This window comes from Thiothrix winogradskyi (assembly GCF_021650935.1).
In the GTDB taxonomy this organism is placed as follows: Bacteria; Pseudomonadota; Gammaproteobacteria; order Thiotrichales; family Thiotrichaceae; genus Thiothrix; species Thiothrix winogradskyi.
Genome location: NZ_CP091244.1, coordinates 3,365,768 through 3,379,315 on the forward strand (window position 1 = coordinate 3,365,768; position 13,548 = coordinate 3,379,315).

The 13,548-nt window shown below is 50.2% G+C and carries 13 protein-coding genes; 7 read left to right on the forward strand and 6 right to left on the reverse strand.

Annotation, left to right across the window (positions count from 1 at the left end):
- Positions 1-70 precede the first annotated feature (70 nt).
- On the reverse strand, positions 71-286 hold the full coding sequence (locus L2Y54_RS16760) for a hypothetical protein (RefSeq protein ID WP_236497771.1): 216 nt from the start codon (positions 284-286) through the stop codon (positions 71-73).
- Between the two features lie 120 nt (positions 287-406).
- Between L2Y54_RS16760 and L2Y54_RS16765 the strand changes: the two genes are divergently transcribed.
- The 3 genes from L2Y54_RS16765 to L2Y54_RS16775 are packed head-to-tail and all read left to right on the forward strand — an operon-like array spanning position 407 to position 1,920.
- Positions 407-811, forward strand: a complete 405-nt coding sequence (locus L2Y54_RS16765) for a hypothetical protein (RefSeq protein WP_236496365.1) — start codon at positions 407-409, stop codon at positions 809-811.
- 36 nt (positions 812-847) lie between these two features.
- On the forward strand, positions 848-1,321 hold the full coding sequence (locus L2Y54_RS16770; RefSeq protein ID WP_236497772.1) for a hypothetical protein: 474 nt from the start codon (positions 848-850) through the stop codon (positions 1,319-1,321).
- A complete protein-coding gene (locus L2Y54_RS16775; RefSeq protein WP_236497774.1) occupies positions 1,261-1,920 on the forward strand; it encodes a DDE-type integrase/transposase/recombinase in 660 nt (219 codons plus the stop codon). The genes L2Y54_RS16770 and L2Y54_RS16775 overlap by 61 nt, the downstream gene beginning before the upstream one ends.
- A gap of 307 nt (positions 1,921-2,227) precedes the next feature.
- Here L2Y54_RS16775 and L2Y54_RS16780 read toward each other — a convergent pair whose 3' ends face one another.
- From L2Y54_RS16780 to L2Y54_RS16790, 3 genes are all read right to left on the reverse strand, one after another.
- Positions 2,228-3,838, reverse strand: coding sequence for an AAA family ATPase (locus tag L2Y54_RS16780; RefSeq protein ID WP_236497775.1), 1,611 nt, complete (start codon positions 3,836-3,838; stop codon positions 2,228-2,230).
- Positions 3,839-4,440: 602 nt separating this feature from the next.
- Positions 4,441-5,307, reverse strand: a complete 867-nt coding sequence (locus tag L2Y54_RS16785) for a hypothetical protein (RefSeq protein ID WP_236497776.1) — start codon at positions 5,305-5,307, stop codon at positions 4,441-4,443.
- A 12-nt stretch (positions 5,308-5,319) separates the two neighbouring features.
- Positions 5,320-6,618 carry a DEAD/DEAH box helicase gene (locus tag L2Y54_RS16790; RefSeq protein ID WP_236497777.1) on the reverse strand — a complete coding sequence of 433 codons (1,299 nt, stop codon included), beginning with the start codon at positions 6,616-6,618 and terminating at the stop codon, positions 5,320-5,322.
- A gap of 253 nt (positions 6,619-6,871) precedes the next feature.
- Between L2Y54_RS16790 and pckA the strand changes: the two genes are divergently transcribed.
- From pckA to ssb, 4 genes are all read left to right on the forward strand, one after another.
- Complete coding sequence (gene pckA, locus L2Y54_RS16795; protein WP_236497778.1) at positions 6,872-8,485, forward strand: phosphoenolpyruvate carboxykinase (ATP); 1,614 nt, start codon at positions 6,872-6,874, stop codon at positions 8,483-8,485.
- Between the two features lie 93 nt (positions 8,486-8,578).
- Positions 8,579-9,955, forward strand: a complete 1,377-nt coding sequence (gene dbpA / locus L2Y54_RS16800; protein ID WP_236497779.1) for an ATP-dependent RNA helicase DbpA — start codon at positions 8,579-8,581, stop codon at positions 9,953-9,955.
- Between the two features lie 44 nt (positions 9,956-9,999).
- The gene (locus tag L2Y54_RS16805) at positions 10,000-11,358 is read left to right on the forward strand and encodes an MFS transporter (protein WP_236497780.1); all 1,359 of its coding nucleotides are present in this window, start codon (positions 10,000-10,002) and stop codon (positions 11,356-11,358) included.
- 32 nt (positions 11,359-11,390) lie between these two features.
- Positions 11,391-11,888: a single-stranded DNA-binding protein gene (ssb, locus tag L2Y54_RS16810; protein WP_311196202.1), complete on the forward strand. Its 498-nt coding sequence runs from the start codon at positions 11,391-11,393 to the stop codon at positions 11,886-11,888.
- A gap of 226 nt (positions 11,889-12,114) precedes the next feature.
- Here the strand turns inward: ssb and L2Y54_RS16815 are convergent, their stop codons facing one another.
- The gene (locus L2Y54_RS16815; protein WP_236497781.1) at positions 12,115-12,828 is read right to left on the reverse strand and encodes a hypothetical protein; all 714 of its coding nucleotides are present in this window, start codon (positions 12,826-12,828) and stop codon (positions 12,115-12,117) included.
- 37 nt (positions 12,829-12,865) lie between these two features.
- A complete protein-coding gene (gene radC, locus L2Y54_RS16820; RefSeq protein WP_202717689.1) occupies positions 12,866-13,537 on the reverse strand; it encodes a RadC family protein in 672 nt (223 codons plus the stop codon).
- Positions 13,538-13,548 lie beyond the last annotated feature (11 nt).

Consider the following 13,548-nt stretch of genomic DNA (forward strand, 5'->3'; position numbering starts at 1 on the left):
CAGCAAAAATGCGGAAAAACAACCTGATTGTGGCTTGGTGTGCTAAAAATTGAGATGGGTTGGTGTTTTTTTAACAAAATGCCGATAGGCCAACGCTAACCGTTGCAATACGCCGGGTTTTTAGAGGTTCCCTAAACTCAACTATTTTAATGCTTCCTTTAACACCAGCTTGAGCTGAACCATTATTTTTATCTGCGACGGTTACTGCAACATCAAATTGTATGTTTTGTCGATGAGCCGAATTATCATTTATAGTTCCCCATATTGGGTTGATTACACCATTCAAACCCTTATCCTGAGTAATTTTTATTGCCTCTTGAACACCTCCCTATGTGTCAAGCTACCCTGAGACCACCCCGATAGCGAAATGAATGTATAATCGGGTCAAGACACAGGAAGCAAGACGATGCCGAAACCAACCAGTGAATTACCGGACAACCACGTGATGCCAAACCCACGCCATGAAAAGCGCACCTACCGCTATTTCAGTGCAGCAGACAAGAAACGCATCCTTGCCGAAGCTGATGCCTGCGCTCACGGTGAATTGGGTGAACTGCTACGCAGAGAGAAGATTTACAGCACTCAACTGCAAACATGGCGCAATCAATTGGCAACCGCAGGCGAAACGGGCTTGGAGAACGCCACGGTGGGACGTAAACCGTCAAAAGACAGCAAAGATAAAGCGATAGATGCCCTCCAACGCGAAAACGCCAAGCTGGAACAACGTCTACAGGTGGCGGAAGGCTTATTGGAACTCCAAAAAAAAGCCTTCACGCTATTGGATCACCTGAACAACGTGAGCCGCTCATGAGTATCCTACTGGAAAGCCGTCCCCCCGGATGTCTCCGTGCGTGCAGGTTGTGCCGCCTTGGCGCTATCACGTGCCAGCTATTACCGCTACAGTAGCAACCAGACGGTCATTGACGTGGTGGCAAACGACGCAGTATCTGACGCTGTGCCGGTGTCTGATGAACCGGCACCGATGGCGGAAACCACCGCAGCGGTTGAAGCCATTGCTATCGTTGAAACCGTTGCTGCCGTCCGCCCGATCCCGGACAATGCTCTAAGTGCCGCCGAACAGGAACAGGTACTGACGGTACTCAACAGTGAACGCTTTGCTGACCAACCACCCGCCGAAGTGTATGCCACCTTGCTGAGCGAAGGCATCTATTACTGCTCCGTCAGCACCATGTACCGCCTGCTGCGCAAAGCTCGGCAAATCGGGAACGCCGTCCCCAACGTCAACCTCAGACGCACGCCATGCCGCGCCTGCGAGCCACGCGCCCCAACGAAGTGTGGACGTGGGACATCACGAAGTTAGCGACTGAACAACGCGGTGTTTACCTGTCACTGTACGTGGTGCTGGACTTGTACAGCCGTTTCATCGTCGCCTGGATGGTCTCCCGCAAGGAGAACAGCCACCTAGCCAAACAACTGATGCAAGAAGCCAGCACCCGTTACCGCATTGGCTTGGGGGAACTCACCCTGCACCAAGACCGGGGCGCACCCATGACGGCTCACGGCTACCTCGACCTGATGGCAGAACTGGAGATCACCTGTAGCCACAGCCGCCCACGAGTCAGCAACGACAACCCGTTCAGCGAAAGCCAGTTCAAGACCTGCAAGCAACAACCCGATTACCCCGGACGCTTCGCCAGTGTCAGCCATGCGCGGGAATGGTTTGCCGACTACGTGGAATGGTACAACTTCGACCACCAACACAGTGGCTTGGCTTTCTTCACCCCGAACGAGTGTTCACGAATCGGGTGGGCGACGTGGCTATTTGCCGCCAAACGGCATTGCAAACCGCCTATGAAACCAACCCAAAACGGTTCATCAACGGTGCGCCCGTCGTTAAGTTGCCGCCCAAGGAAGTGTGGATTAATCCGGCACATCCTGACGAAGCGGATGAAAACATAGCAGTGAATTTCCCTACATTATCGGCTGCCAAAAAAGCCTGTTTGTAGTTTTATTTTTTAACAGACCGGTCTCAATTTGCTTGACACGTTCCGCCTTCCTGAATTTGAATGAGAGTTGAAGTTATAAACTCTTTCAGTTCCATAATGATTTTCCTTTTCATGCTGTCTTAAAAAACATACTCGCATATTGTTCAGAATATGATTATTTCTTTGGTCTGCTCATGCTGTGAGTGGTTGTACTCTGCTAATGCCTCAAACACCGGCGCAGCTCTGTTGCGTCCGAGTACTTTGACTTGTTAGCACCTTCACTATCCGCGCTCGAAGACACATGAGACTAACTCCTTGTATACATTCATGTCTGATGTTATATACTCAGACAGAGTCAACTTAAACTTTTCCGCGTTGACGCTAGATGTGATATTGCAGAAATTCTTTATCCTTCCTGTGGCATCTTTAAGATTCTGATTAACGATGTCAGTTACAAATTGGTCATACGAAACTTCATCAAAAGATAGGTAGTTTTGATTGCAGTAATTAATCAAAATCTCCTTGTCATACAGATAGTTTTCTATTTCCCATCTTTTTAGAACTCTGTGATTGTTGGGATTATTTTGGAGATACACTTGCCTATCATTCTCGTTAGTGTCTCTACCGGATGCCATATCTCTATCTTTTAAAACAAGTATTTCTAAGTCAGAAAAAACTTTGCTTAATATGGCAATTGCAATTTCGCTTCTTTGATCAAGCTCCGTATTTCCACCACTGGACACAAAAAGCGTGTCATGGTAGTTCTCTGAAAATATATTATTAAAGACGTTAGCATCCAAGCCCCTTTCGAGTCCATTTCTGCCTGGGCCATCCCTCCCTTCACAATATATTATTCGCTTTGGGCATACTAAGTTAGCTAAATCATCTAGCGCAATAGAAAAAATTTCCTTCCAACTAGCTCTAGCTCCCTTCAATGGCTTTAACGTATATGGTTTAGAAGCTAATTCATACTCACTTTTAAATTGAATAATTTGACAACAATCTCTTAACTCATCTTGGAGCGTTCTTAGAAAGCCAATACTGTGTGTTGTTATCCATATCTGACAGCTTTCCCCAACTAAACGATTAATCTCTATCAAAAGGTTTTTTTGTATGGATGTATTAATGTGCAACTCTGGCTCATCTAATAAAAATATCGTATCACAATATTCATCTTTTCTTAGATACAGATCCAAAAGAATGTCAATGACCTCCTTTTCCCCAGATGAAAGAACATTAAATTCAAATCTGTTTGGATGATCTTTCTTTTGAAAATAAATAGTGCCTTCTGATGCTTCAATATCACCTATACTACAAATATCCAAATCAAGACATTTGGATATTGATGAGTTCAAATCACCAATTATTTTCGCCCTAGCCTCACTAGGCTTGCAGTCTGTCTCATGCAAGTACTTATTAAATTTAATATACAGACGACGATAGTTTTCCTCCATTTTGTCATCGAGATCAGATGCAGAAGAGGCCCCATATTGATTTAATCTAATTTCGCTAGTTGCTTGGGATTGAGTAACTTTTAAATTGCTATTGTATCTATAAGGGCTTCGAAATGAAAAGATGGTATTTTCCTTTCCAATTTTGGCTCTTTCTTCTCGTATTTCTTGAAAGCTTCCTTCATAAAATTCGATGCTTACATTTTGATAGTTATAGTTTGGTGTTTTATTCATTGAGTGGTATTCGTGATTCTTACCACCCTTGTTCCCAATATGGTTGTAAGCATTATTATGAAAAAGCAGCCCATCTAAAACACTACTTTTGCCACAACCATTGGGACCAACCAATGCGACTATACGCTTAGGCTCATCTCCCAAATCGATCGTCAAATCAAAGAATCTCTTGTAGCTATTCTTCAATTGCAATTTTTTTATTCTCATTTATTCCTCAATCTATAGATGCTGGCTATTTTTTTGGCGCTAACGTTAAAGCATTTTATGCCGTGTGCGGCAGCACTGGGCATAAATGCCTTGTTGGACGGAACCGCGTGCTACGGAGTCCGACACCTTATCTATAAGGGGATTGCTTTTTCTGCCCATCGCCCCGCCAGCCCCTGTTGCCTGATGATTCCCCACCAACCGTTGCCTATCCATTGCCGTCCTGCCTGTTTCCGCCCTGATTGTGGTCAAACATAGCACAGGGTTCTGGGTGTTTCGAGCCATTTGTCCAGCAGGTACAACAGCGGTGTGTGGCAGTCCCGCATCATGCCGGTTTTGCAGCAAGGGCAAGGGATGCCGTCAAAGCATTCATTACCGGGTTCAGTGTCCCGTTGCTTGGCTCAGTGTGAAGTAACGCCTCTTTGCAGCGCAGCATACGGCAGGTTTACGCCCCAAAAACGACGCTACCGCCCTAGTGCGTACACACTAAATCGCAGGGGGAAGGTTTTCGTTGCTTATCATTTGAGCGAGTTTAAATCATTATCGTGCTTTATGGAACCTGAATTTTCCATATTTTATAGGGAATTGTCGGACTAAAGTCCGACCTACAAACAAGCGCTGCGCAAGCGTGCTTCCACCCGTAAGGCTGTCATGCGCTGGGTATCCGCCACGGCGGGGTATAGGTGAAAATGTGCAGCCACTTCCTGCGCGTAGCCACTCGCCATTTGTTCCACCCTATCGCGGCTTTCCAACGACAAAGCTTGCAAAGTTAGTAAGCGCGGAGCAATGCGCTGCAAATAGCGGTGACACAAGTCCTGTTCGGCAGCTTTATCCCAAGTGTCGCGCACTAATAACGGCGGGAAATGACTCGCTGCCAACACCTCACCGACAAGCTGCGCCTCTTTATCCAACGCCTGCCCAGTAAGGTCAGCCGCCCGTAAAAACCAACAAGCCTGCGGGTTTTGCCCAGCACGCCCCTTAACCTGCTGCTCCAAACGGTAACTGAGCGGGGGCAACCCGCGCCGCGCTTCTTCGGGGGTATTGTCCAGTTCCAATTGGCTGGCGCTGATGCATTTCCAGATGGGGTGAATGGTTGCCTGACGCATTTCCTGCGGCTGGCGGCAACTGGCGAGTAATGCCAACGGCTGGCGAGTGCGGTCTTCCAGCAACCAAAATTCGTAGTAATCGTCCTGTGGTAACGGTACTTGCGCCGTTTCCAATGCGGCTACCGCCAGCAGATACGCCGCCTCCACCGCGAGGCGATCAATACTGGGGTCGAGAGGGTAAGGTTTGAAACCAGCCGTGCGTTCCCAGCGCCCGATCCGCGCATACTGGACACCACGCGGGGTGACACATTGAAACTGAAGTTCCCACTCCACCCCATTGAAACTTAAGGCACGAATCTGCTCATTAGCCACTACCTGCAAAACGCCATTGAAAGGATTATGTAAACGTTTCGCATAGGCATTCATGGCTTAACCTGTTTAATGGGTGGAACGTGGTCGTCTGCGCCGCTGTTCACCACCACCGCGATTGCCCTGCTGATGGCGGTGGTGGTCGCTACCGTGATGCGCCACCCGCTCACGCTGGCTGCGTTGCGGGCGCTGCAACTCACTCGGCAACAATTCAGCCGTAATCTTGGCAACCGGCAACGATTTACCGGTATAAGCTTCAATATCCGGCAAGTAAAACGCGGTATCTTCACACGCAAAACTGTGCGCTTCACCCGATGCACCTGCCCGTGCAGTACGCCCAATGCGATGCACATAATCTTCCGCCAATTGCGGCAAATCGAAGTTAAACACGTGCGACACATCCGGGATATGCAAACCGCGTGCAGCCACGTCGGTGGCAATCAGCACCTGAAACTCACCCGCTTCAAACGACTGCAACAGCTTTTCGCGCTTATTCTGGCGCACATCACCGGAAATCAAATCGGAAGTAATGCCATTCGCCCGCAAATAATCGTCAATCTTTTCCGCAATGTGCTTGGTATTCACAAACACAATCGCCCGGAACGGCTCAAGCTTGCGCACTAAGCCAATCAGCAACGGAATTTTTTCCTCATTCGCCGGAAAATACACGTGTTCGGCAATATTATCCGCCCGCACCGATTCCGCTTCGATTTTCACCTGCTGCGGATTATTCATGTGTTCGTAAGCCAATTCCAACACGCGCTGCGATAAGGTCGCCGAAAACAGCATATTCAAGCGCTTAAACGGTGGCGGCAATTTGTGCATCAAATAACGCACATCCTGAATAAAGCCCATATCAAACATACGGTCAGCTTCATCCATCACCAACGCCTGCGCGTGTTTCAGGGTAAACACATGCTGCTTGTAATAGTCGATAATCCGCCCCGGTGTGCCGATCAGCACATCCACTGGCGCTTCAAACTGGCGACGTTGCTTGTCGTAACCCGCGCCGCCGTAGACCAGCACCGAACGCAAGCCGGTGTGTTTACCCAGTTCTTCCGCATCCCGCGCAATCTGAATCGCTAACTCACGGGTTGGCGCAAGAATCAAACAGCGCACGCTGCCTGCCGCCGCTTCCGGCAAAGGATTTTTCAGCAAATGTTGAAAGATGGCGACCAAGAATGCGCCGGTTTTACCCGTACCGGTCTGCGCCTGACCGGCAATATCCCGCCCCGCCAATGCCAACGGCAAGGTTTCCGCCTGAATGCGCGAGCAAAACTCAAAGCCAGCCTCGCTCAATGACGCCAGCAAGCGTTCATCCAGCGGGAAAGAATCGAAACGTGTTTGACTTAAGTAGAAATTTTCCATCGTGCGAGAATATCACAATGAATCAGCAAGTCAGCACAAAAAGCTCAACAACTTTTACAGATTTTTCAAGAAAACCCTAAGTCACCTCATATTGTCGACTGGCTTTTATTAAAATGTCGACAATCATTGCCTTTTATCATGAAATAATGCTTAAGCGTATTCTAATAGTCGACATCGTGCGCTATCATTCTGTGCCTTCTTACCGTTCACATGACATATTGTCGACACTATACGGCGCTACCGGAGGCGTAATATGAGTACAACTGCTACACTGGCACAACACCTTGCCAGTACGTTGGGGCTGAAAAACACCAATAACCTTTACTGGAACCAGTCTTCCCCGGTTCTATACGAACAAGCCCTCAACCGCAGCGAAGGCAAAATCAGCAAAGATGGCGTATTTGTCGCCTACACAGGCACGTTTACGGGTCGCGCTCCCAATGACAAATTCATTGTGGATGACGCTGGCTCACACGACAACGTGTGGTGGGGCAAAGTCAACAAATCACTCACCGAAGCACAATTCGACCAAGTATTAGCGGATGCCCTTCAGTTTTTGGAAGGTCGTGAATTATTCGTCCAAGACTTACTGGCAGGCGCAAGTGAAGCCGACGAATTGCCGGTACGCATTATTTCGCAATACGCTTGGCACGCCTTGTTTGCGCGGAATATGTTCATTCGCCCCGACGACTTGAACCGCACCTTAGGCGTAGACGAACCCAAATTCACCGTCCTCCACGTACCGGATATGCAAGCCGACCCTGAGAAGCACGGCACGCATTCAGGCGCATTCGTGCTCTTGAACCTGACACGCGGGCTGATCTTAATTGGTGGCACGCATTACGCGGGCGAAATCAAGAAATCCATTTTCTCGGTGCTCAACTATTTGTTGCCACAGCGCGGCATTATGTCGATGCACGCTTCTGCCAATGTCGGCAAAGATGGCGATGTGGCGATTCTGTTTGGCTTGTCCGGCACGGGTAAAACCACGCTGTCAGCCGACCCAAATCGCGCCTTGATCGGCGATGACGAACACGGCTGGAGCGATAACGGCGTCTTCAATCTGGAAGGCGGTTGTTACGCCAAAGTGATCAACTTGTCGGCAGAACAAGAGCCGATGATCTACAAAACCACCCAAACCTTCGGCACGGTGCTGGAAAACGTGGTCATGGATCAAGCGACCCGCGAGCTGAATCTGGACGACAACAGCCTCACCGAAAACACCCGTGCCAGCTACCCGATTACGCAAATTCCGGGCGCGTTATACCCCGGCAAAGCCGGTCATCCTAAGCACATTATTATGCTGACTTGCGATGCATTTGGCGTATTGCCACCGATTTCCAAGCTCACTACCGAACAGGCGATGTACCACTTTATTTCTGGTTACACCGCCAAAGTCGCGGGTACGGAAAAAGGCGTGACGGAACCAACCGCAACATTCAGCACGTGCTTTGGTGCGCCTTTCATGGCGTTGCACCCTTCGGTGTATGCTGACTTGCTCGGTGCGAAAATCAATGAACACGGCGTGTCTTGCTGGCTGGTCAATACCGGTTGGACAGGCGGTGGCTATGGCGTGGGTAAGCGCATGAATATTCATCATACCCGCAGCATGGTCAATGCCGCGCTGAATGGGGATTTGGATCAGGTTGATACCCGCCGTGATGCGATTTTCGGTTTGAACATCCCGGTTTCGTGCCCGGATGTGCCGTCCGACGTATTGGAACCGTCATCGACATGGGCGGATAAAGCGGCATATACCACGAAAGCGACCTATCTGGCGTCACTGTTCCACAAGAACTTTGCGCAATACAGTGCGGGTGTTTCTGCTGCTATTTGCGCGGCTGCGCCATTGCAAGGCAAGGAATAATGCCTCACGCCCTTCTCTCGCACGGGGAGAAGGGCTTTCCGCCGTAAAATCCGCTATAATGTGGCCTTAACCCCTGACCCCAAGAGCCACCCCATGCCCGCTTCTTTCGCGAATTTGAACCTGCCACCCCAACAACTCGCCAATCTGGGCAACTTGGGTTACAAACTGATGACGGGGATTCAAGCCAAAGCCCTGCCCCCCGCCTTGCAAGGCTCTGATTTAATCGGGCAAGCCAAAACCGGCAGCGGCAAAACCGCCGTGTTTGCGATTACCTTACTGGCAAAACTAGACCCGCAAAATTTCGCCGCACAAGCCTTGGTGCTCTGCCCGACCCGTGAACTCAGTGCGCAAGTTGCCACCGAAATCCGCCGCTTGGCACGTTACCAACCCAATATTAAAGTCGTGACCTTAACCGGCGGGCAACCACTTGCCCCGCAAGCTGCTTCCCTAGAACACGGCGCACACGTCATCGTCGGCACACCGGGGCGCATTAACGACCACATCGGCAAACACACTATCGAACTCAGCCAAATCCACACGCTGATTCTCGACGAAGCCGACCGCATGTTGGAAATGGGTTTCATGGAAGACATCGGCAAAATCATCAGCCTCACCCCGAAGCACCGCCAGACTTTGCTGTTTTCTGCCACCTACCCCGACGACATTAAACGCCTGAGTGCGCAATTCCAACGCAACCCGATCGAAGTCAAAGCCGAAGCCCTGCATACCGCCGGGGTCATTAACCAGTATTCGTATCTGTGCAATAAAACTGAACGGCTGGCAGCACTCGAAACCTTGCTCGCACATTACAAACCGCGTTCGGCAGTGATTTTCTGCAATATGAAAGTCGGCGTGCGCGAAATCACCGAACATTTAAGCCAACTCGGTTTCAGCGTCAAAGCGTTGCACGGCGAAATGGAACAGCGTGACCGCGACGAAGTATTCGTGCAATTTAAACACAATAGCTTCAATTTGCTGGTCGCCACCGACGTTGCCGCACGCGGGTTGGACATCGAAGACCTGCCCTGCGTTATCAACTACGAATTGCCGCACGATGCCGACATTTACATTCACCGCATCGGGCGTACCGGTCGCGCAGGCAAAGAAGGCATGGCACTCAACCTGCTCACCGATGCCGAACGCCACAAACTGGCTGACATTGGCATTGCGCAGAAAACCGAACTGGACTACGAGGTCATTTCCGCCCTGCCCAAAGCGGCGCTCAGCCCCACTCAACCCGGCAATGTCACACTGTGCATTGCAGCGGGTCGCAAGGAAAAAATCCGCCCCGGCGACATTCTCGGCGCACTGACCGGCGAAGGCGGCATTAATGGCAAATCGGTCGGCAAAATCGACGTGTTGGAATACGCTGCCTACGTTGCCGTCGAGCGTAGCGCTGCCAAACAAGCGTTAAATTGCCTGCTGAATGGCAAGATCAAAGGGCGCAAATTCAAAGTTAAAGCATTGTAAGCTACTATACCCCCCTTCCCTGTTTACAGAGCGTTAACGAACCTATGAATAGTCTGGAATGGCGCGTCACCGCCTCCCTTGCTGCGATTTATGCGGTGCGGATGCTGGGTCTGTTTATGATCCTGCCCGTCTTTGCCTTGTATGCGGAAACCTTCCCGGATTCCACGCCGTTTCTGGCAGGTCTAGCCATTGGCATTTACGGTTTATCGCAAGCGGTGTTCCAGATTCCACTCGGCATCCTCTCGGATAAAATCGGGCGCAAGCCGGTCATTATCGGCGGGTTGCTGGTATTTGCGTTGGGGAGCGTGATTGCAGCACTGGCGCAATCCATGTGGCTGATCATCTTGGGGCGGGTCATTCAAGGCATGGGGGCGGTTGCCGCCCCGACAATGGCACTGGCGGCGGATTTGATCCGTGAAGAGCACCGTATCCGCACGATGGGCGTGATTGGCTTAACCATTGGGGTGTCGTTTATGTTGGGCATGATTCTGGGGCCAATCGTCAGTCAATGGGGTGGCGTACCCAGCATTTTCTGGTTAACCATGCTACTCGCGTTCATGGGGATTGCCTTGGTGGTATTCGTGATTCCTAACCCTGCCCGCACAATGCAACACCGTGACGCGGGCATTATCCAAGGCTACTTGAGCACAGCACTCCGCAATACCGCGTTATTGCGCATGAATGTGGGGGTTTTCATCCTGCATCTGGTGATGACCGCCAACTTTCTGGTATTGCCGACCTTGTTTACGCATGAATTGGGTTTGCCGACAGCGGAACATTGGAAGGTGTATTTGCCGGTATTCGTTGGCTCCTTCCTGCTGTCTATCCCACTGATTATTATGGCAGAAAAGCAGCGCAAGATTCGCCCGCTCCTGCTGGGTTGCACCGTATTGTTGATCATCGCCGAATTGGTGATGGCAGCGGGTCACACCCATATCGTGTGGTTACTGGTGGCTTTCTGGTTGTTTTTCATTGGTTTCAACTTTCTGGAAGCGGTGCAACCGTCCTTGGTGGCTAAATATTCTGACGTGAATACCAAGGGAACCGCAATGGGCATTTTCAGCAGCTCCCAATTCCTGGGTATTTTTGCAGGCGGTGCACTCGGTGGCATGGTGAACCATACATGGGGTGCAACGGGGGTATTCCTGTTCAGTGCGGTGGTGGTTAGCATTTGGTTGGTCGTCGCGCTGCAATTACCGCAACCCACCTTCTATACTAGTAAGATCCTGAAGCTAGACCCGCTGCTGTTTTCTGACCCACAACGCCTGCACACCGAGTTGCTTGCCGTCACTGGGGTTAAGGAAGTCGCACTCGCCTCTGAAGAGTGTATCGCTTATCTGAAAGTCGACAAGACAACGCTCGATCAAGCAGGCTTGGATGCATTCTCCCCCGCTTCAGCGTAGAATTCCGTGAAATATTGACATAAGGAACAAACATGGCACGAGGTATCAACAAAGTTATTCTGGTCGGCACGGTCGGCAAAGATCCCGAAATGAAATACATGCCGAGTGGTGATGCAATGGCAAATATCAGCGTTGCCACCAATGAATCGTGGAAAGACCGCAATACCGGCGAGAAAAAAGAATCGACCGAATGGCATCGCGTCGTCTTTTTCCGCCAATTAGCGGATATTGTCGGCAAATACGTGCGTAAAGGGCAGCAAATTTACATCGAAGGCAGCCTGAAAACCCGCTCATGGGAAAAAGACGGTCAAAAGCACTATGCCACTGAAATCGTTGCGTCTGATATGCAGATGCTCGGCGGTAATAAATCCGACGGCATGAATTCAGGCAGCTACGAAAGTGCCCCTCAGCGTAGCGCACCCAGTAATAATGGTGGTGACTACGGCAGTGGTAGGAATCCACCTGCTGCTCCGGCAGGCAACACCTCCAGCCGTGACTTTGAAGACTTCGACGATGACATCCCATTCTAAGCGGCATCTAGGGCATACCCTTGCACAAGCTGCCATTAATGCCAGTAGGCGAGTAATTCCCTAAGCTTTATAATCTTACCCAGTGCTTGTACTGGAGCGGATTAAGATGCCGACTAGGAGGAATACAAGCACTGCACCAATGTTGTGACAAACTATACACACAACGACACAACACCAGAATTAAAAAGCTCTACCAGAGCCACCTACACGGTGGCTCTTTTTTTGCTTAGTTTTCAAAGCCCTGACCAATCCAAGCGGTCAGTGTTTCGTGGAACATCACATCAGTCAGCTCCTCTCTAATTGCCGCTTCGATGTCTTCAGATTCGTGTTCTTGCGCTTCGGCTTGCGCTGTTTCCAACATTTCAGCACGTACTTGCGCCAAATACGCCAAAATTTCTTCTGCCTCGGCACGCTCAATCGGCAGCATCCCAAAACTAAAGATATTCTGGTCATTCGGCAGCTTCAATAGACGCGAGGCAATGCAAATATGCTTAGGAATATTGGTCGCATCCAGTTGCGCCAGCACACTTGGCTCATCCGAACCCAAGCGGCGCACTTCCACTTTTTTACCAACCTTGCCAACCACTTCCCATAACGCAAGTTCAGAATGCGCGAATGCATCCAAATATTGGCAGGCAAATGATTTGTCTTCCTGTTGCACGCGGCTGCGGATGAACGCTTCCAGCACACTTTCGCCGTCTTCATTGGTTTCCGTCGTCACAAAATGCTCAAACACATGCGAATGCGCCATTTGCCCTAAGGGTTCTTCGTCAAGATAATCCAGCACTTCATCGCCGGATAATTCCAGCATTTCAGCGGCATAAGCAATCGCATCTGAGAAGACTTCAACCATCCACTCTTCCCACGGCGGGTTGGCAATATAAGCGCTCAGCAGCTCCATTGCGCCGCTGACTTGTTGTTCCTGTTCGGCTGTAATCATGGGATAAATCCTTTTTTAATGGTGGTAAACGGTTATTCTACAACAACCCGCGTTCGGCAAACGACACTACTTGATCGCCGATTACAAAATGATCTAACACCCTGACATCAATTAAATGCAGGGCATCCTTGAGCTTTTGGGTAATGCGCTCATCCGCCTGACTGGGTTCGGCAACGCCGGAAGGATGATTATGCGCGAAAATAATAGCGGCTGCATTGTGATGCAACGCACGGCGCACCACTTCACGCGGGTGTACACTTGCCCCGTCAATCGTGCCGCGAAACAGCTCTTCGTACTGAATCACCCGGTGGCGATTATCGAGGAATAAGCAGGCGAATACCTCAAAACGGTAATCGCGCAATTTGGAGGTCAGATAAAAACGCACGGCTTCAGGGTCGCTCAACGCATCACCGCGCCGCATTTTTTCACTGAGGTAACGTTTGGACATTTCCAATACCGCTTGCAGTTGCACGTATTTGGCTTCGCCCATACCGTGCGTTGCACAAAAATTTTGTGCGTCTGCATCAAATAATTGCCGTAAACTACCAAACGTTTGCAGCAGTTCGCGTGAGAGGTCAACCGCCGTTTTGCCCTTGACCCCGACACGCAGAAAAATTGCCAGTAATTCGGCATCGGACAAGGCTGGTGCACCGCGTAACATCAATTTCTCACGCGGGCGTTCATCAAGAGGCCAGTCAGTAATTGCCATGAGTTTCGCTT

Bases quoted from the DNA above. Each gene is read 5' to 3' on its own strand.
- L2Y54_RS16765 (WP_236496365.1), top strand. From the start codon at position 407: ATGCCGAAACCAACCAGTGAATTACCGGACAACCACGTGATGCCAAAC.
- L2Y54_RS16775 (WP_236497774.1), top strand. From the start codon at position 1,261: ATGCCGCGCCTGCGAGCCACGCGCCCCAACGAAGTGTGGACGTGGGAC.
- L2Y54_RS16780 (WP_236497775.1), bottom strand. From the start codon at position 3,838: ATGAGAATAAAAAAATTGCAATTGAAGAATAGCTACAAGAGATTCTTT.
- L2Y54_RS16785 (WP_236497776.1), bottom strand. From the start codon at position 5,307: ATGAATGCCTATGCGAAACGTTTACATAATCCTTTCAATGGCGTTTTG.
- L2Y54_RS16790 (WP_236497777.1), bottom strand. From the start codon at position 6,618: ATGGAAAATTTCTACTTAAGTCAAACACGTTTCGATTCTTTCCCGCTG.
- pckA (WP_236497778.1), top strand. From the start codon at position 6,872: ATGAGTACAACTGCTACACTGGCACAACACCTTGCCAGTACGTTGGGG.
- dbpA (WP_236497779.1), top strand. From the start codon at position 8,579: ATGCCCGCTTCTTTCGCGAATTTGAACCTGCCACCCCAACAACTCGCC.
- L2Y54_RS16805 (WP_236497780.1), top strand. From the start codon at position 10,000: ATGAATAGTCTGGAATGGCGCGTCACCGCCTCCCTTGCTGCGATTTAT.
- ssb (WP_311196202.1), top strand. From the start codon at position 11,391: ATGGCACGAGGTATCAACAAAGTTATTCTGGTCGGCACGGTCGGCAAA.
- L2Y54_RS16815 (WP_236497781.1), bottom strand. From the start codon at position 12,828: ATGATTACAGCCGAACAGGAACAACAAGTCAGCGGCGCAATGGAGCTG.
- radC (WP_202717689.1), bottom strand. From the start codon at position 13,537: ATGGCAATTACTGACTGGCCTCTTGATGAACGCCCGCGTGAGAAATTG.